General features: G+C 61.6%; 16 protein-coding genes and 1 pseudogene. 6 read left to right on the plus strand and 11 right to left on the minus strand.

What is annotated here, in order from left to right; translation table 11 throughout:
- Window positions 1–94: 94 nt before the first annotated feature.
- Entirely contained in the window at window positions 95–379 is a 285-nt protein-coding gene (gene tnpA, locus MQE22_RS11310) for an IS66 family insertion sequence element accessory protein TnpA (protein WP_215872660.1), read from the minus strand.
- Between the two features lie 84 nt (window positions 380–463).
- Here tnpA and tnpC point away from each other — a divergent pair.
- Together tnpC and MQE22_RS11320 are read left to right on the plus strand one after the other, a co-directional pair.
- A pseudogene (gene tnpC / locus MQE22_RS11315) lies at window positions 464–1,375 on the plus strand (IS66 family transposase); the annotation flags it as partial.
- Window positions 1,365–1,682 (plus strand): hypothetical protein, encoded by a 318-nt coding sequence (locus MQE22_RS11320; RefSeq protein ID WP_215873017.1) that lies wholly within the window; start codon window positions 1,365–1,367, stop codon window positions 1,680–1,682. The pseudogene tnpC and the gene MQE22_RS11320, both read left to right, overlap by 11 nt.
- A 579-nt stretch (window positions 1,683–2,261) precedes the next feature.
- On the opposite strand, the gene MQE22_RS11325 is transcribed toward MQE22_RS11320, so the two are convergent.
- From MQE22_RS11325 to MQE22_RS11345, 5 genes are all read right to left on the minus strand, one after another.
- Complete coding sequence (locus MQE22_RS11325; RefSeq protein ID WP_215873018.1) at window positions 2,262–3,128, minus strand: M48 family metallopeptidase; 867 nt, start codon at window positions 3,126–3,128, stop codon at window positions 2,262–2,264.
- A 91-nt stretch (window positions 3,129–3,219) separates the two neighbouring features.
- The gene (bioD, locus tag MQE22_RS11330; RefSeq protein ID WP_215873019.1) at window positions 3,220–3,858 is read right to left on the minus strand and encodes a dethiobiotin synthase; all 639 of its coding nucleotides are present in this window, start codon (window positions 3,856–3,858) and stop codon (window positions 3,220–3,222) included.
- Entirely contained in the window at window positions 3,858–4,700 is an 843-nt protein-coding gene (gene bioC, locus MQE22_RS11335) for a malonyl-ACP O-methyltransferase BioC (RefSeq protein ID WP_215873020.1), read from the minus strand. Before bioC ends, bioD begins: the two co-directional genes overlap by 1 nt.
- Window positions 4,697–5,437: an alpha/beta fold hydrolase gene (locus MQE22_RS11340; RefSeq protein WP_215873021.1), complete on the minus strand. Its 741-nt coding sequence runs from the start codon at window positions 5,435–5,437 to the stop codon at window positions 4,697–4,699. Before MQE22_RS11340 ends, bioC begins: the two co-directional genes overlap by 4 nt.
- A complete protein-coding gene (locus tag MQE22_RS11345) occupies window positions 5,437–6,618 on the minus strand; it encodes an aminotransferase class I/II-fold pyridoxal phosphate-dependent enzyme (protein WP_215873090.1) in 1,182 nt (393 codons plus the stop codon). The genes MQE22_RS11340 and MQE22_RS11345 overlap by 1 nt, the downstream gene beginning before the upstream one ends.
- A gap of 84 nt (window positions 6,619–6,702) precedes the next feature.
- Between MQE22_RS11345 and MQE22_RS11350 the strand changes: the two genes are divergently transcribed.
- The 4 genes from MQE22_RS11350 (at window position 6,703) to ovoA (ending at window position 11,624) form a co-directional block, all read left to right on the plus strand.
- The gene (locus MQE22_RS11350; protein ID WP_226827824.1) at window positions 6,703–7,425 is read left to right on the plus strand and encodes a ComF family protein; all 723 of its coding nucleotides are present in this window, start codon (window positions 6,703–6,705) and stop codon (window positions 7,423–7,425) included.
- On the plus strand, window positions 7,422–7,901 hold the full coding sequence (locus tag MQE22_RS11355) for a tRNA (cytidine(34)-2'-O)-methyltransferase (RefSeq protein ID WP_215873022.1): 480 nt from the start codon (window positions 7,422–7,424) through the stop codon (window positions 7,899–7,901). Before MQE22_RS11350 ends, MQE22_RS11355 begins: the two co-directional genes overlap by 4 nt.
- A 102-nt stretch (window positions 7,902–8,003) precedes the next feature.
- Window positions 8,004–9,407: an MFS transporter gene (locus MQE22_RS11360; protein WP_215873023.1), complete on the plus strand. Its 1,404-nt coding sequence runs from the start codon at window positions 8,004–8,006 to the stop codon at window positions 9,405–9,407.
- Between the two features lie 99 nt (window positions 9,408–9,506).
- A complete protein-coding gene (gene ovoA / locus MQE22_RS11365; RefSeq protein WP_215873024.1) occupies window positions 9,507–11,624 on the plus strand; it encodes a 5-histidylcysteine sulfoxide synthase in 2,118 nt (705 codons plus the stop codon).
- Between the two features lie 16 nt (window positions 11,625–11,640).
- Here ovoA and MQE22_RS11370 read toward each other — a convergent pair whose 3' ends face one another.
- From MQE22_RS11370 to MQE22_RS11390, 5 genes are read right to left on the minus strand one after another with little or no spacing between them, the layout of a single operon-like run.
- A complete protein-coding gene (locus MQE22_RS11370) occupies window positions 11,641–12,891 on the minus strand; it encodes a 3-deoxy-D-manno-octulosonic acid transferase (protein WP_215873025.1) in 1,251 nt (416 codons plus the stop codon).
- Window positions 12,888–13,568: a protein-tyrosine phosphatase family protein gene (locus tag MQE22_RS11375; RefSeq protein ID WP_215873026.1), complete on the minus strand. Its 681-nt coding sequence runs from the start codon at window positions 13,566–13,568 to the stop codon at window positions 12,888–12,890. Before MQE22_RS11375 ends, MQE22_RS11370 begins: the two co-directional genes overlap by 4 nt.
- Window positions 13,565–14,617, minus strand: coding sequence for a lipopolysaccharide heptosyltransferase I (waaC, locus tag MQE22_RS11380; protein ID WP_215873027.1), 1,053 nt, complete (start codon window positions 14,615–14,617; stop codon window positions 13,565–13,567). The genes MQE22_RS11375 and waaC overlap by 4 nt, the downstream gene beginning before the upstream one ends.
- A complete protein-coding gene (locus tag MQE22_RS11385) occupies window positions 14,614–15,393 on the minus strand; it encodes a glycosyltransferase family 2 protein (RefSeq protein WP_215873028.1) in 780 nt (259 codons plus the stop codon). Before MQE22_RS11385 ends, waaC begins: the two co-directional genes overlap by 4 nt.
- The gene (locus MQE22_RS11390) at window positions 15,390–16,589 is read right to left on the minus strand and encodes an O-antigen ligase family protein (protein ID WP_215885433.1); all 1,200 of its coding nucleotides are present in this window, start codon (window positions 16,587–16,589) and stop codon (window positions 15,390–15,392) included. Before MQE22_RS11390 ends, MQE22_RS11385 begins: the two co-directional genes overlap by 4 nt.
- Window positions 16,590–16,592: the final 3 nt, after the last annotated feature.

Here is a 16,592-nt window from a genome sequence, read left to right on the forward strand (position 1 = left end):
TCCAGCAGGCTGTCCAATCCAGGGGGGCCACCTCACATATCCGCAGGCGGCGCATACAGCCACACCCGGATACCGGACTCCGGCAGTAGCATGCTCAGCCCTGACGCAGCCGCAGACACACCCCGTGGCCCAGATCGAGCTCGATGTGCCAGCCAAGCGCCGGCTCGGACAGCTCGGGGGTCAGCTCGAGCCAGTCCTTCCGGGAACCCGTCACCGCGTCCGATTGGACCGCAGCATCGACCCGCAGCTTGCGCTTCCAATACTGGTAGGTCGCCACCGCTATACCAGTTTGGGCACAAAATGCCTTCTGGCTCAGGCCAGAAACCTTCTGCTCGTCGATCAGTCGTTGCCAGTCGCTCTGGCTGCGTCGCGGGTTCATATCGCACTCCTGCTCAGTGAAAACAAAAGCAGGTTAGAGCTCGCCAGCCAGCCCCGAAAGTACGGTGCGGTTTGAGCGGTTACGACGAACTATACCCAACGGGCCATTGAGCTCCTGCGCCCGATCTACGATGCCCAGTGGCGACACATTCTACAAAGCCGGGTCCTGGCGATGGATGAGACACCGATCAAGGCGGGACGCAAGAAGCAGGGGCAGCTACAGGCGACCTGGTACTGGCCGATCTATGGCGAGGACGACGAGCTGTGCTTCACCTGGTCGACAAGCCGTGGCAGCGTGCACATTGAACAACAGCTCGAGGGCTTTGCAGGCGTGTTGCTCAGTGACGGCTATGCGGCCTATGACCGCTATGCCAAATCCCGCCCTCAGGTGACCCAGGCCCAGTGCTGGGCGCATGCCCGGCGCTACTTCGAACGGGCGCAGGAGCAGGACCCGGCCGCTGCCGAGGCCCTCACCTGGATCGGCGAACTCTACCGTATCGAACAGCGGATTCGGGAGCAGGGACTCGAAGGCGAGCAGAAGCGCGACCATCGCAGCCGCCATGCCGGCCCGGTTGCCGAAGCCTTCTTCGGCTGGTGTCACCAGCAGCGCCAACGCATGGATCTGCTCAACACCGATCTCCTGGCCAAGGCCTTGGTTTATGCCGAGAATCACCAAGCCCAACTGCAGGTCTACCTGCGCGATCCCGAGGTACCCATCGACACCAATCATCTGGAGCGGGCCCTGCGGGTCATTCCGATGGGGCGCAAGAACTGGCTGTTCTGCTGGAGCGAAGTGGGAGCCAGGCACGTCGGCATCATCCAGAGCCTGCTGAGCACCTGCCGCCTGCACAGCGTGGATCCCTACACCTATCTGGTCGATGTCCTGCAACGGGTTGCCTTGCACCCGGCCCGGGATGTCGAAGCACTGACCCCTCGGGTCTGGAAGGAGCGCTTTGCCGCCAAGCCCCTGCGCTCGGATCTCGACCATGCCCGTTGACATCGATGGCCTGAGCTTCGAAGAACTGCTGGGGCTCAACCAGCGCGTAGTGGCGCGCCTGAAAATGCTCGAATCGATGCAGGCGCACCTGGAGATGATGCGCTTTACTCCCGGCCAGCGTGTCAGCTTTGCCTACCAGGGCGGACGCCTGCTGGGCACGGTGGTCAAATACAACCGCAAGACCGTCACCGTGGTCACCGACAACGGCCGGAGCTGGAATATCCCACCCCATCTACTCTCGCCGGTGAGGGACGCTGGACCCGTCCAGCCCCACCCGCCAGCTGCCGACAAAAAAAGACTCAGATAACCGCAATTGGGGCAATAGCGGTCTGGTTTGGACGGTTACCTTGAGCTAGCCCAGGCCAACCCTGACGGAATCACTAATTCCGACGCATCAAAATCTCTTGGCCTTCAAAGCGATTACGCCGGTGGGTCCAAGGATTATCTTGCTTGGAGTGTGCTCGGGTTACTCATGCGCGAAGGGAAAATGGTTCGCGGCGAGGAGAGGAAACATCGTGCCGTTGTTCGCTAAAACTACGGCTAACAACCGCTTCGAGAGGGACTGTCCAACAGCGGGCTTTGCCCGCCGTCGGCCGGCCCCTCAAGCTAAACGTTAGCCATTTATAGGAAACCCCAGCTATGATCAAAAAGGGGAGATGGCGGGTGCCAGTGCCGAAGTTACCAATCTGAGGCAAGCCTCAGGTGGCCCTTTTCCTGTGCGATCTGAGAAGAGGCAGTCCGGGGTACGAGTCGGCCTGGCGGGTCACGTTAAGCTCGGGATGGAATCGCCAAAATGTTGCTCGACCTCATCTCGCCATCTCCACCCCCAGATTTTCTTACATTCTCCGGGGTGGCGCGAGGCGCAATGTACGTTAGCTGGCCCGCGTCAGCGCGCTGGATCTTTGCTTTGCAGGGCGGCGATCCGTTGTTCCAGCGTCGGATGTCCGGCCAGAAGTCCTCGACTCTGACCAAAGGTGGCCAGTGCTGCCAAAGGTCCGCAGCAGTCGTCCTGCGTATTGGCAGACACCCGTCGGCGCAGCAGCGACATCATCCCGGCAACCCCATACTGCTCGGCGGCGAAACGATCCGCCGCATATTCCCGGCGCCGCGAAAACCAGGCGATGGGGAGCAGCGCAAACAGAAAAATGACGACTTGCAGCACGCTCAACAAAAGGGATCGCGATTGCTGCGGAGTATGAAAGAGCATGGTCAGAATTTGTGCCAGGGCAAAGGCCGCGACAATACTCGTGCCCAGCAAGAGTTGCATGCTGAGCATATCTCCATAGTACATATGCGCCATTTCATGGGCGATGGCGGCACGTAGTTCTGCGTCGGAAGCCGATTGCAGGAGGTCCGAAGACAAGACCAGCCAGGCATGTTGCTGACCCATGCCCAGCACAAAGGCGTTGGGGCCTGCGGCGGAAAACCGGTAAAGTTGGGGCGCTGGCATTCCCAGGCGTTGTGCAAGTTCATTGGCGACAGCAGTCGCGAAGTGCTCTCGGGGCGTCGCGCCCAAGCGCTGCAAGTGTAAGCCGCGCTGGACCACCAAAGGTGTAAGCAACCCGAAAAACAGAGCGCCGAAAAGGCTCCATCCGAAAACAAGCAGCGGCAGCCATGGGAGCAAGGTGTGCAGCGAAGAGGAGAGGTCACTGCCGGAAAACGGCAACAATGCCAGGGAGATCACCAGGACCATCCCTATCGTCATCAGGAAAGCACTGAGCAACAGCCACGCCAATGTCTTGATCCACACCATCCCACACGCTCCCTTCTCTGTACTTTTTGCGGCATGTTGACGCCTGCAATGCGCTTCTAATATTGGGAAGAGTGTAAACAGATCCTGAGCATTACGGAAGCTCGAGGCCGTCGAACTCCGTCGCAAGAAAAGGCAATCTACCAAGATAGTTGCCGAGCATCAGCTCCTGCAGGGTCTCAAGGGTGCCGGCGGCGACTTGTTCCTGGCAGTGGTTTGCGATCCATCCCGCATAGGGTATCCCGCGCTGCAGAACGACGGCCTCGCTGAGACGGGCATGATTGATGGCACCCAGGCGCAAACCAACCACCAGAATCAACGGCAATCCAAGTTCCTCGATCCAGTCCAGGGTATCCCAGCCGGGGCCCAGGGGCACGAGTAGCCCCCCTGCCCCTTCCACGAGGAGGCGATCCACCTGCTGTGCACGGGCCTGCACGAAGGCGGTCAACCGGCTGCGATCCATGTTCTGCCCCGCCAGCTGCGCCGCCCAATGCGGCGCGATGGGCGGAGCGAAACGATAGAGGTTGCACTCCTTCTGCGGCAAGGGCGGATGACTGGCAGCGCGCAACTGCTCGATGTCGGTCCAGGTGCCGTCGGCCTCCTGCCCCGAGGCGTAGGGTTTGAGCGCCGCCACCGTCAAACCGCGCGCGGCAAAGGCGCTGGCAAGAGCGGCCGTGACGTGGGTCTTGCCGACTTCCGTATCCGTACCGGTAATGAAATATCCCTGCGCCATCAGTTGCGCCTGCGCGGTATAAATTGCAGGGGTTGCAACTCTCCTGACGGCCGGTCGGCAGCCCGCCAAGCATGGGCATGGACGACCTCGTACTGCAAAGGCAGCTTACCGTCTGGCGTACGAAATTCCTCGTAGGCGCTACGCAGGCGTTGCAATTTCCGCGGCGTAAAGAGGCCTCGACGAGGCTGGGAGTTGCCTGCGCCAATACCGCGCAGATCACGCAGCAGCGTATCCAGATCGTCGTAGTGCAGTTCGTAGCGCTCGACATCGAGCACCGGGTCGGCGAAACCGGCCTGCACCATGGCATCGCCAAGATCGTGCATATCCAAAAAATCATGCACATGCGGCTCCTCGTCGACGGACCGGAAGGCCTGTCGCAGCTCGCGTAGACTATCGGGCCCCAGCGAGCTGCAGAGTATAAGCCCCTCCGGTTGGAGCACCCGCCGCAGCTCCCGCAAGGCGGGCAAGGGGTCGGGCAGCCATTGCAGGACAAAATTCGAAAACACCATTTGCAACGACTGATCGCGCAAGGGCAACCGTTCCGCATCGGCCTGCAGATACCACTGCCGTTGGCGCCAGGATTTGCGGCGGCGCGCTTCTTGCAGCATGGGTAGTGCCAGATCGACGGCGAGCACCCGAGCGCGGGGAAAGCGACGATTCAGACGCCGACTCTGCAAGCCCGTCCCGGCACCCAGGTCGAGTAGCATCTGCGGGTCGATCTTTAGCAGATCCAGACGTTCGATCATTTCCTGCCCGACCTGATTCTGCAGGGTGGCCAGTGCCTCATAGTCTGCTGCAGCGTGGGCAAAGTGGCGACGAACGAGGTGTTTGTTCAGGATCATGCGAGAAAGACTTCACGCAGGGCTTGGGAACAGGCCGCGGGCTGGCTGAGGAAGGGGGCGTGACCACAGTGTAGCAGGCGCAGCACGCTCCCGGGCAGGGCCTGCTGCAGGGCCTCCGCCGCTGCCGGCAGCACGATCCGGTCGGCATCCCCCTGCAACAGCAACACCGGGTAGGGAAGAGCATGTAGGGAAGGACGCAGATCGATATCCCGCAGAAATTCCAAACCTGCCTGCAAACAGTCGCGATCTGGCAAGGGCCAGTCGTCAATCTGCGGCATACGGGCGCGGGCGGCAGGATCCCCCAGGGTCTGCAGGGCAAAAAAACGCCGCCGCAGCCCCTGGGCATCGCGCGTGAGTTCTCGAGCGAAATCGTCGAGGGTTTGCGCTGCGATTCCCGCTGACCAGTCGGGGCGTTCGACAAAACAGGGGGAAGTGGCGACCAACACCAATCCTGTCAGACGCAGATCTCCACGCAAGGCCAGGGCCAGGGCAAGTAATCCACCCAGCGACCAGCCCAAGAGAATGGAAGCTGCGGGGACTGCCGCCAGCCGCTCGCGCAAGTCGTCGAGCTCCGTTTCCCATTGCCAGCCTGCCGCCGGGCAGGGACGCTCGCCGTGTCCCGGAAGCTCCCAGCTGTGCACGTGAAAATCCTGCTCCAGCATTGGCAGCCAGGGCGAGAAGACCCGCCGTTCCATACCCCAGCCATGCAACAGGACGAGATGCGGACGTTGGCGCATCACTCGCCACCCGCTATGAGCTGCAAGGCACAGAGTAGACGCTGGATGTCGTCTTGGTTGTGGGCAGCGCTGAGACTGATGCGTAGTCGAGCTTGCCCCACGGGCACAGTCGGCGGTCGTACCGCCGGACAGTAGATGCCCGCACTGCGCAAAGCAGCGGCCGCCCGCAAGGCTGCTGCGTTGCTACCCAGGATCAACCCCTGGATGGGCGTCTGGCTGGGCAGAAACGCCCGCCCCTGCAGACCGGCCTGCAGGGTATTGCGGAGCCCCTGTAGATGCTGACGTAACCCCTCTCCCTCGCGCAGTAGGTCGAGGGCGGCGCGACTGGCCGCGGCGACGTTCGCCGGCAAAGCGGTATGAAAGAGATAGCTGCGGGCTGCCTGCTGCAACCAGCGCGTGAGGCGGCGGGGACCGGCAACAAAGGCACCATAACTGCCAAAGGCCTTGCCGAGAGTGCCCACGCGCAGGGTCACCGCCCCGGCTGGCAAACCCCAGTACGCCAGACTACCCCGCCCCTGCGCGCCGAGCACACCAAAGGCATGCGCCTCGTCCAGCAGCAGACCGGCGTCATAACGCGCGGCGAGGGCCGACAATTCCGGTAGCGGGGCCAGGTCTCCATCCATACTGAACACCCCTTCGCTGACGATCCAGGCTCGGCCACGCCGCGGCTTTTGCAGCAGCGTTTCCAGATGCGCGAGGTCGTTGTGGCGAAAACGTTGCAGGCGGGCCCCGCTGAGTCGCGCGCCGTCGATGAGGGAGGCATGGGCAAGGCGGTCGAGGAGGAGCAGGTCACGGCCCTCGACCAGCCCACTCAGTATGCCGAGATTGGCCAGATAGCCCGAGCCAAAGAGCAGGACGTCTTCCACCTCCAGCCAATCAGCCAGGGCTTGCGCCAGGGCCTCATGCTCCGCCCGCACACCACCAAGCAGGGGCGCGGCGCCCGCACCGTACTCGCCACTGGCAAAACTCGCAGTGGCCGCCGCCCGCAAGGCGGGGTGCCGAGCAAGACCGAGATAGTCATTGCTGGCAAAGGAAAGCAGGGTCTGGCCAGCGCTGTCGCGGTAGAAGGGCCGCGGCCCCGGCAGCGGCTGCAGAACTTCCGTCTGGCGCAGAAGTCCCGCCTCGGCGCGCGCCGCGAGGGCTGCCTCCCAATCGCAGTGCAGGGTGCTGGCTATCGTCATGGGCACGGTATAGGGGAGCTGGGCGCGCCTTGTCAATGCGTCAGGCAATGGTGACAATGCTGCCTGGGCAGAGGGGATGGCAGCTTGCTAGCAATACCACTCGGGTTATCGAGGCGAGAGATTTGGCGCGAGGCACCGGGACGTTTCGTCTCTTGGCTCCTGCCGGAAAGCTGCCGTTTCTGCTCGGCACCCGGAACCGCGATCTGTGACGATTGCCACCGCGAACTGCCCCGACTGCCCGCCGACGGCTGTAGCTGGTGCGCCCTGCCCGTCAATGCCGATGGCGACTGTCCGGTCTGCAGTATCGAGGCACCCAGCTACGATTACACCTTTTGCCCCTTCGTCTATACCCATCCGTTGGCCGCAGCCATCAGCGCCTGGAAATTTCATGGCGGGCTGGACTGGACCCGCCCGCTGGCCCAGGCCTGGCTACGGACCTGGACCACGGAGAGCCTGCCGGCACGCCCCGGTGCCTTGTTGCCAGTGCCTGCCCACCCGGCCCGTCTGGCCGAACGCGGCTACAATCAGGCGGCTTTGTTGGCGCGGCACTGGGCGCGTGCATACCGGATTCCGTTGCGCGATGTCCTGCGTCGTACCCGCAACACCCCTCATCAGGTGGGAGGTAGCCGCGACCAACGCCGTGCCAACCTGCAGTCCGCCTTTACCCTGCGTGGCAAACTACCGGCACACATAGCCCTGGTCGATGACGTCATGACCACCGGGAGTACCGCAGAAGCGCTGGCGCAACTCCTCAAAGCACAGGGCGTGCAGCGGGTGGATCTGTGGATTCTGGCGCGCGCACTGTGAGCACACCCTTCATCGAATTGGTGCTCTATCAGCCCGAAATCCCTCCCAACACCGGCAACGTCATCCGTCTCTGCGCCAACACCGGGGCGCGCCTGCATCTGATCGAGCCCTTAGGCTTTGCCTGGGAGGATCGCCGTCTGCGCCGCGCCGGCCTGGATTACCATGAATTTGCCGAGGTACAGCGGCATGCCTGCTGGGCAGACTGCGCCGCCCAATTCGGTGACCGGCGGATCTTTGCCTTCAGCACCAAAGGGGCTGCAGGAAGTTTTGCCGAGGCACGCTTTGCCGCCGGGGATGTCTTTCTCTTTGGTCCGGAAACCCGGGGGCTGCCCGACGCGGTCCTCGCAGAATTTCCTCCAGACCGTCTTCTCCGTCTCCCCATGCGACCCGGACAGCGCAGCCTGAATCTTTCGAACTCCTGCGCCGTCGCTGTCTTCGAGGCATGGCGACAGCTCGACTACATCGGCGGCCAGTAAGCTGTCATAAAAGTGTCATAAAAGCTTCATCATAATGTCACATAAAAGGTATAGACTATGGTCCTGCTCAGTACATAGCCGCAAACTGCAGGAGGTCACCGCATGAGCAACGCCACTACCAGCGTCGGGGATAGCGATATTTCCAGCGCTCTCAACACCGCCACGTTCAGTCCCTTTCATCTGAAGGCCATGTGGGCATCTTCCATGGGCTTTTTCACCTCCGCCTATGATCTCTTCATCATTGGTACCGCTCTGGTGCTGATCAAAGAGCAATGGCATCTAAGTCCGGACGAAGTAGGGCTGGTGGGAGCCATTTCCCTAATCGCCACCTTCGTCGGAGCCTATGTTTTCGGCATTCTCGCCGACAAACTCGGCCGCAAAAAGATCTACGGCCTGGAAGCCCTGTTGATGGTAATCGGTGCGCTGCTATCGGCCGTGGCCCCCAGCGTCACCGTCCTGATCATCGCCCGTGTCATCCTGGGGTTGGGAATCGGCGGCGACTATCCGATGTCGGCCGTGCTGATGTCGGAATACGCCAATAGCAAGTCCCGAGGACGCATGGTCTCCCTGGTGTTCTCGGCGCAGGCCATCGGCCTGGTCACCGGTCCGGTGGTGGCCCTGACCCTGCTAGCAGCGGGGATGAACCACGACCTGGCCTGGCGCCTGATGCTCGGCCTGGGGGCCCTGCCCGCCCTGGCGGTGATCTATATCCGGCGAACCCTGCCCGAATCCCCGCGCTGGTTGGCGCGGGTCAAAGGCGATAGTGAGGCAGCGGCGCGGGAGCTGGCGTCTTTTAGCCTGGGCACCGCCACGGCGCGTAAGCCAGAGGCGAAAATCGTCAAGCAGCCCCTGTCCAAGTACCTCTTAACCCTGATCGGTACTGCCGGTAGTTGGTTTGTCTTTGACTATGCCTACTACGGTAACACCATCTCGACCCCGATGATCATGCATCGTCTGGCGCCCCATGCCGATGTCATGCAAAGCACCGCCCTGAGCCTGATCGTCTTTGCAGTGGCCGCCGTGCCCGGCTATTTTCTGGCGGCCTTCACCATCGACCGTATCGGTCACAAGAGCCTGCAGATGCTCGGCTTTTTCATGATGGGACTGATGTTTTTGCTGATTGGCGCGTTTCCCGCAGTCTCTGCCAGTATCGGCGTGTTCCTGGTGATCTATGGCTTGTCCTACTTCTTCGCCGAATATGGTCCCAACACGACCACCTTTGTCATTGCCGGCGAGGTCTTCCCGGTCAATCTGCGTACCACCGGGCATGGGCTGTCGGCGGGTACCGCCAAGGTCGGCGCCTTCATCGGTGCTTTCATCTTCCCCGTCCTGCTGCATGACTTCGGGCTGCATGGCACGCTGATGATCACCTTCTTCTTCGCTCTCGCAGGTCTCCTGCTTACCATCTTCTTCATCCCCGAGCCCAGCGGCAAAACCCTGGAGGAGGTCAGTGGTGAGGATCGGATCGTGCCCTTGAAAAAACCATCTCAGCCCGCCCACGTCTGATGTTATCCCGCTCCAACCTGGCCCCGCTCCAGCGGGGCTTTTGTTTTCCGACCGGACGGTATCTTGTGGTATTCTGATACCAGAATCGGGAGGATCTTCATGAGCGGAATGCGTATTCACCCCTTGCGGCTGGACGGTCGGCACCCGGAGGAAAAGCGGGAAGAGATCCGGCGCGTCTTTCACCAAACCTTCAGTCTGGACGAAGCGCTGTTTGCACATCTGCGCGATGCGGATGCCTGGTACCAAAAGGCAATTCCCCTACGACATCCGCTGATCTTTTATTTTGGGCATACGGCAACCTTTTTCAGCAACAAATTCCGCGTTGCCGGACTGCTGGACGGACACATCGATGCCGCTTTGGAGTCGATCTTTGCGGTCGGCGTCGATGAGATGTCCTGGGACGATCTTGACGAGACCCATTACGACTGGCCGACGGTGGATCGCGTCCGCGCCTACCGCAACCAGGTGCGCGAGATGGTTGACGGGGTAATCAGCCGTCTGCCTCTGGAACTACCGATACACTGGGACTCGCCGTGGTGGGCAGTGCTGATGAGCATCGAGCACGAAAACATCCACATCGAAACGAGCTCCGTCCTCATGCGGCAACTCCCCTTGGAACGCGTGCGCCCGGTAGCCGCCTTCACCGCCGAAGCTCTCCCTTCCGCCTCGCGGGAGATCCCGCAAAACCGTCTGCGGGATGTTCCCGCCGGACGGGTGCGCCTGGGTAAGGACGAGGATGCCCTGCGTTATGGCTGGGATAACGAATATGGCTCGCACGAACAGGAGTTACAGGCATTTGCTGCCAGCGAAATGCTGGTCAGTAACGCGGAGTTTCTCGCCTTTGTCGAAGGCGGTGGCTATCAGGAATCGCGCTGGTGGAGCGGCGAAGGGGAACAGTGGCGACAATATGTCCGTCCCCAGCACCCTAGCTTTTGGCGGCAAGATCCGGCGGGTTGGCGCTTGCGCCTCATTGCCGAAGAACGCCCCATGCCCTGGTCCTGGCCAGTGGAGGTCAACTATCATGAAGCCAGCGCCTTTTGCCGCTGGAAGTCAGAACAGACCGGCGCCAATCTGCGCCTGCCAAGCGAGGACGAATGGCGCCGTCTGCGCGATCTCTCCGGGCTTGGCGACAGCGACAGCTGGGGCGAAATGGCACCGGCCCAGATCGGGCTTGCCCATGGTGCCTCGCCCTGCCCCGTCGATCGCTTCCGACACGGCGATTTCTGCGACGTGGTCGGCAATGTCTGGCAGTGGACGGAAACTCCCATCTATCCTTTCGCGGGTTTCCGTGTGCACCCGTATTACGATGACTTCACCGTGCCGACCTTTGACCAGCGCCATAACTTGATCAAGGGCGGCTCCTTCATCAGTCTGGGCAACGAGACGCAAAGCGAGGCTCGTTACGCCTTCCGGCGTCATTTTTTCCAGCACGCAGGCTTTCGCTATGTGCACTCGGACAATCCCCTGTCCGAGGTCCCGATCTATGAGAGCGATGTTGCGGTGGCACAGTATTGCCACTTTCATTTTGGTCCCGACTATTTTGGCGTCGCCAATTATGCCCAAGCCATCGCGGATCTGGCCTTGGCCGAATGGGGCGCGGGGCGGCCACAGCGTGTTCTCGATATCGGTTGCTCCGTAGGGCGGAGCAGCTTCGCTCTGGCAACTCGCGCAGAGAGCGTTCTCGGCATCGATTTTTCCACCCGCTTCGTGCAGGTCGCGGCACGCCTGCAGGAAAAGCTGCGTTTTCCCTATGCCATCGCCGAGGAAGGAGAATTGCAGAACCACCATTGGGCAGATCTCAACGCCCTGGGTCTGGCGGCGACTGCCAGCCGGTGTCAGTTTTTGCAGGGGGATGCTCTCAACCTCAAGCCGATCCATCGCGATTTCGATCTGGTCCTCGCCGCTAACCTGATCGACCGCCTGCGCGATCCGCAAAAGTTCCTGCGCGAGATGGCCGTGCGCATCCGCCCAGGTGGATTGTTGGTGATCAGTTCTCCCTACACCTGGCTGGGGGAATTCACTCCCAAGGAAAACTGGCTTGGTGGAATACGCCGGGATGGGGAAATCCTCGACAGCCTGCAAGGCTTGCAGGAAAACCTGGAAGAAACTTTCGATCTGCTTCCCGGCTATCCCCGCGATCTGCCCTTCGTAATTCGCGAAACGGCGCGGAAATACCAGCACAGCATCGCCCAAGTCACCGTCTGGCGGCGGCGTTAGCCGGCCGCAGCCAGCTTTAGAGACGCTCTTCGATAGCCGCCAGGGCGCGCGCGACGGCACCGCCCTGCTTCGCTTGCCAGGTGGCGGCACGTTCCCCCAGGGCGCGGGCCAGGTCGGGGGCGGCGAGATACTCCGCACTGCGGCGCACAGCTTCCTCTGCACTCGCCACCTGGCAGATGGCATCTGCCGCTTGCAAAGAACGCAGGGTGTCGAAAAAATTTTCCATATGTGGGCCGACGATGATGGGCCTGCCCCAAGCTGCCGCTTCGATGGGGTTGTGACCACCCCGGGCGACGAAACTGCCGCCGATCCAGACCAGATCCGCTGCGCCGTAGAGGTCGATCAACTCGCCCAAGGTATCGACCAGATAGACGGGATCGTCGGCTCCGGGAAACTCTCCCTGGCTACGGCGCGGCGCCGATAGTCCGACGCTCCGCAGTTGTTCCGCCACGGCATCACCCCGCTCCGGGTGCCGAGGAATCAGCACCAGCAGTAGCTTTGGCTCGATCTTGCGCAAGCTCGACAACGAAGCCCACGCCAGCTCCTCTTCGCCGGGATGGGTCGAAGCAAAGACCCAAACACGTCTGCCCGCAAAGCGTTCCTGCCAGCTCGCCCCCCGCGCCCGCTGACCGGCATCGATCTGCAGGTCAAGCTTCATTTGCCCTGCTACGCTGACCCTGGTCGCGCCGAGCTCGGCAAAGCGCTGCGCGTCGTCCGGGTTTTGCGCAGCAACCCAGTCCAGACCCGCAAGGGCCGGGGCAAAGAGCGAGGCAAAGCGGCGGTAACCGGCCAGCGAGCGAGCAGACAGGCGACCGTTCAGGAGCATCATCGGAATGCCTCGCTGGCGGGCCACTTGCAGGAGATTGGGCCAGAGCTCCGTCTCCATTAGCACCCCCAGGCGCGGCTGGCTACGTTCCAGAAAGCGCCGCACCGCCCCTGGCAGGTCATAGGGAAGATAGACTTGCGTGACCATCCCCGCCAGCTCCCGTGCCAGCAGCGCCCGCCCCGTCGGCGTCGTGCTGCTGACGAGAATCGGCAGATCAGGGTGCCGCTCGCGCAACTGGCGGATCAATGGCAGGGCAGCCATCCCCTCGCCCACGCTGACCGCATGAATCCATAGGGGACGATCATTGCGCCGCGGGACAAAACCAAAGCGCTCCTGCCACTGGGCGCGATAGGCCGATCGGCGCAGCATCCGCTGCCAGGTAAAGAGCAGAAGCAGCGGTGGGAGCAGACGGGTCAGCAGGCGGTAGAGGCGCGACATCATTCTCGCCGCAGGATGCGATCCGTCAGCCAGTCGAGGCGATACCACGGACGAAAATTCGCCAGTATTTGTTCCCGGTCATAGCGCGTCGCCACCCAGTCCCGCAGCGTGAGTCCCGGCTCCTGCCGCAAATCCGCCTGGAGGCAGGCAAAAAACCAGTCGAGGATGCCGGTATTGGCATGGCGGATGTGGCCGTACGGCCAGAGCCGTAGCTCCTTGCGCGCCTCCTCCCAAGGCATCCCGTAGCGCTGGTGTTGTAACAACACACAGATAAAGCCGGCGCGATCTGCCCCCGATTTGCAATGGACCAGAAGCCTGGGGGGCAGCTCCGGAATCTGATCCAGGAAGGCCAGCAGGGAGTCTTTCTGCGGCAGGTCCCGCGAACCGAAACCATGAATCGGCAGGTGCGCGATTCCGAGGACATCGCAGGCATCCTGCTCCAGGCGGAAATGGGCCTCCTCGGGAGCCGGCGCGCGGATATTCAGCACCGCATCGAAGTGGTGCTGCGCCTGCCACTGGCTCAGTTGCCAGGGTGCTGGTTGCGCCGAGCGGAAGAGCCCCGGTGCAATCTCGTGAAAATTGGCATAGAACAGTTCGCGAAAGATGCCGTGATCGGTCCAGAACTGGTGTCGCCGATAGCGACGGGTTTCTGCTTTGTCTAACTGGCTTCCGGCAATCATGATCGCTCCAGCAATGGGGCCAAACGTTCCCAAACCATTGTCGGCTGCATTCCTTCCTGACAAGGAATGGGCTCTTCGGGCTGACGGATCCGCCGACAGCGGGTACTCCCACAAGGGGCACAGTTTTCCGTGGACTGCAGTGTCGCTTGCGCGGAGCCGGGCATATTCTCCTGCTCAGAAGCCGTGGGGCCATACAAGGTCACGCCGGCCAGACCCAATGCCGCGGCCAGGTAGGAAAGCCCCGTATCCATACCGACAAAGGCACGCGCCTGCAGCATGACCTGGCCCAAGCCCTCCAGATCCATCTGTGGCAGGGCCCGGACATTGTCGGCTGCAGCAGCAATGGTCGCTACCCGTTCCTGTTCACGCGCGCCCATGGCCGGCAAGGCGAGCTCATAGCCGGCATCGGCCAGGGAATGGGCCAGACTAATCCAGTAGCGTAGGGGCCACTCCTTGTTTTGCCAGGCACGGGAAGTGGCGTGCAAGCCCAGAACGAAGGGTGGCGCACTCTTCCCTGCGGATAATGCGACATTTTCCGCGCGCCAGGCTGCCGCCTGTTTCTGCAAGCCAAAGTCTGCCAGTCCTGACGGACGGGGGCTGGCAAAGACCTGGGCAAAGAGCTCGCGGTTACGCTGAATGGCCGTTGGACCCCAGGGGACCGCGTAGCGCTGGCCGTACAGATAGGTCGCCAAGGGTTCCCGAGCGCTCCTGGGCGAGAGCCCAGCAACGGTCGTCCCCGCCAGACGGGCGAGCAGAGCGCTCTTGAAGAGCCCCTGGCTATCGATGACGAGATCATAGCGCTGGGTGCGCAGTCGCCGACGCAGCTGGCGGAGTCGTCCGAGCAATGCGCCAATTCCTCCTTGCCTCTCCCGCAGGGAAAAAGGCAGGACCTCTCGCACTCCGGGATGCCAGCGGGCAATCGGGGCAAAGGCAGGCTCGACCAGCCAGTCGAGTTCCACGTCCTGCCCGTGGCGCTGCAAATCGGTAATGGCCGGCAAGGTGTGCAGCACATCCCCCAGGGAACTCAGGCGCACCAGCAACACTCTCATCGCCGCTTCCCAGCCTGGGCCGCCAGCAGATCACGGGCAATGGCATATTTGAAGTAAGCGCCAAGGGCAGTGGTCCAGGCGATGGCCCCGCCCTCCACTCCATCCAGAAATCCCAGGCGCAACACATAGCCACGAAAGAAGGCCCAGAGGGCATGGCTCATAGGCGCCCAGGGGCCCACCGAGCGCCCCCGCGCCACCACCTTCTGCGCGTTGAGTTCGGTGTAGCGCCCCGCCTTCGCCAGGAGCTGGGCGTAGGAAACATACGAATGGTGTTCCAGACAGGGACAGGAGATCTGCGCGGTCTTTCCTCGACTACGCCAGGCCTCGTGCACCAGCTCATCCAGATCGTATTGGCCCTGGCGACGATCAAAAAGACGGATAACCACATCGTGGCGCCAGTCGCCATGGCGGATTCTCCGACTGCGAAAGACGCTGTAACGGGGCAGCAAATAGGCGGCTGCCTCCGGTTTTTGCTGCAGTACCTGGCGAATCTCCTCTCTGCCGCAGTCCGTGAGCAGTTCGTCACTATCCAACATCAAGATCCAATCGTTGGCGGCCTGCTCCACGGCATATTGACGCTGCGCCGCAAAACCGGCCCAAGAATGCTGCAGCACCCGCGCCCCCGCCGCTCTTGCCACCTCCATGGTGTCGTCCCGGGAGCCGCCATCCACTACCAGAATCTCATCAGCCAAATCGTCGATGCTCTGGAGCGAGCGTTGGAGTGCCACGGCACAATCCTGCGTCACGTAGACCACAGACAGGGGCCGCTGGCTCATCGCCGAGGATCCGGCGACCAGCGCGCGAGCAAAGGCATGCCGGCAAAGAGGGCAATGTTCACCGCGTCGGCATAGCCCCAACTGAGGGAGTCAAACAGACCACCGATCACATAAATCGCAAAATAGGCCAGGACGAACCAACCTTGGGGCGTCTGACGCGCCTGCCAGGACTCCTTGCCGATGGCCCAGAGGACCCAAAGAAACAATATCAGGCCAATGAGTCCCAAACTGGCCGCTTCACTCAGAAAACTATTGGCAGCGGTATTCATGATAAAGCCTGGAGTGGCGGGAAGAAGATGCTGCGCCTGCAAATGCAGAACGGCCGGATAAAAGTCTCCGGTACCCACCCCAAAGATTGGATGCAGCCAGAACAGCAAGGCACCAGCCCAGATGGCAACGAGGCGAATCCCCCAGCTCGTCTGCACATCCGCTTGCGTCGGCGAGAAGGTCACCAGCTCCTGCACGCCCACCAGCAGATGCTGGCGGACTTCCGGGATGACCAGCAACAGCAGCGCCCCGAGCGCCCCCGCGAGCGGCAAGGCCCAGCGCCAACGCCCCGGATAAAGCAAGAACAGGGCAATGGGCAACAACAAGATCAGGAGCACCTGACCGGAGCGCCCCGGCGTCAGCGCCATCTGCAAAGCAAACAGAAAGATCAAAACCCAGTTGATCCAGCGCGAAAAATTCCATTGTATTTTTTGATCGTAGATCAGCCAGAGAACGGCATGGGCGATGATGAGGGACAGAAAAATGTGATCACAGAAACCGGTATAGGGAATCGCATCGGTATTGTGCCAGGGAAGAATTTTCCAGGTCATGAGGAAGGCCAATATCTCATTCACCAGAATTCCCGCCAAAAACCAACGAATCACCCACTTCACCCAACGTTCCTGCCATGGCAAGGTCGCACCGATAAACGCGAAGATCGCGTCAAAGGTGGAGACTGTCACCTTTTGACCGAAGAACATGTTGCTAGTCCAGAGCAGGCCGATGGCGGACCAGGCCATCAGCAGCAGCCAGGGCAGGTACCAGCGCCGCGCACCGATCTGGCGCCAGTTACGCCAATGACCACTTATCGCATAGGCTATGATCAGTAGCCCCATGGCAATCCCGGATCCTGCGGTGCTCAGCGGAAACAGAAAGAGCGGCAGGGCATAGAGGCTGAACATCCAGGGATCGGAAATACGTAGGCGCATAGT

It is taken from the genome of Acidithiobacillus sp. YTS05 (genome assembly GCF_024396695.1).
Classification (GTDB): domain Bacteria; phylum Pseudomonadota; class Gammaproteobacteria; order Acidithiobacillales; family Acidithiobacillaceae; genus Igneacidithiobacillus; species Igneacidithiobacillus copahuensis.

What these genes read in the sequence shown, in the direction of transcription:
- bioC (WP_215873020.1), bottom strand. Translation starts at nt 4,700, where the DNA reads ATGATCCTGAACAAACACCTCGTTCGTCGCCACTTTGCCCACGCTGCA.
- MQE22_RS11370 (WP_215873025.1), bottom strand. Translation starts at nt 12,891, where the DNA reads ATGATGTCGCGCCTCTACCGCCTGCTGACCCGTCTGCTCCCACCGCTG.
- MQE22_RS11390 (WP_215885433.1), bottom strand. Translation starts at nt 16,589, where the DNA reads ATGCGCCTACGTATTTCCGATCCCTGGATGTTCAGCCTCTATGCCCTG.
- MQE22_RS11375 (WP_215873026.1), bottom strand. Translation starts at nt 13,568, where the DNA reads ATGATTGCCGGAAGCCAGTTAGACAAAGCAGAAACCCGTCGCTATCGG.
- MQE22_RS11320 (WP_215873017.1), top strand. Translation starts at nt 1,365, where the DNA reads ATGCCCGTTGACATCGATGGCCTGAGCTTCGAAGAACTGCTGGGGCTC.
- MQE22_RS11385 (WP_215873028.1), bottom strand. Translation starts at nt 15,393, where the DNA reads ATGAGCCAGCGGCCCCTGTCTGTGGTCTACGTGACGCAGGATTGTGCC.
- MQE22_RS11345 (WP_215873090.1), bottom strand. Translation starts at nt 6,618, where the DNA reads ATGACGATAGCCAGCACCCTGCACTGCGATTGGGAGGCAGCCCTCGCG.
- MQE22_RS11340 (WP_215873021.1), bottom strand. Translation starts at nt 5,437, where the DNA reads ATGCGCCAACGTCCGCATCTCGTCCTGTTGCATGGCTGGGGTATGGAA.
- tnpA (WP_215872660.1), bottom strand. Translation starts at nt 379, where the DNA reads ATGAACCCGCGACGCAGCCAGAGCGACTGGCAACGACTGATCGACGAG.
- bioD (WP_215873019.1), bottom strand. Translation starts at nt 3,858, where the DNA reads ATGGCGCAGGGATATTTCATTACCGGTACGGATACGGAAGTCGGCAAG.
- ovoA (WP_215873024.1), top strand. Translation starts at nt 9,507, where the DNA reads ATGAGCGGAATGCGTATTCACCCCTTGCGGCTGGACGGTCGGCACCCG.
- MQE22_RS11325 (WP_215873018.1), bottom strand. Translation starts at nt 3,128, where the DNA reads ATGGTGTGGATCAAGACATTGGCGTGGCTGTTGCTCAGTGCTTTCCTG.
- MQE22_RS11360 (WP_215873023.1), top strand. Translation starts at nt 8,004, where the DNA reads ATGAGCAACGCCACTACCAGCGTCGGGGATAGCGATATTTCCAGCGCT.
- waaC (WP_215873027.1), bottom strand. Translation starts at nt 14,617, where the DNA reads ATGAGAGTGTTGCTGGTGCGCCTGAGTTCCCTGGGGGATGTGCTGCAC.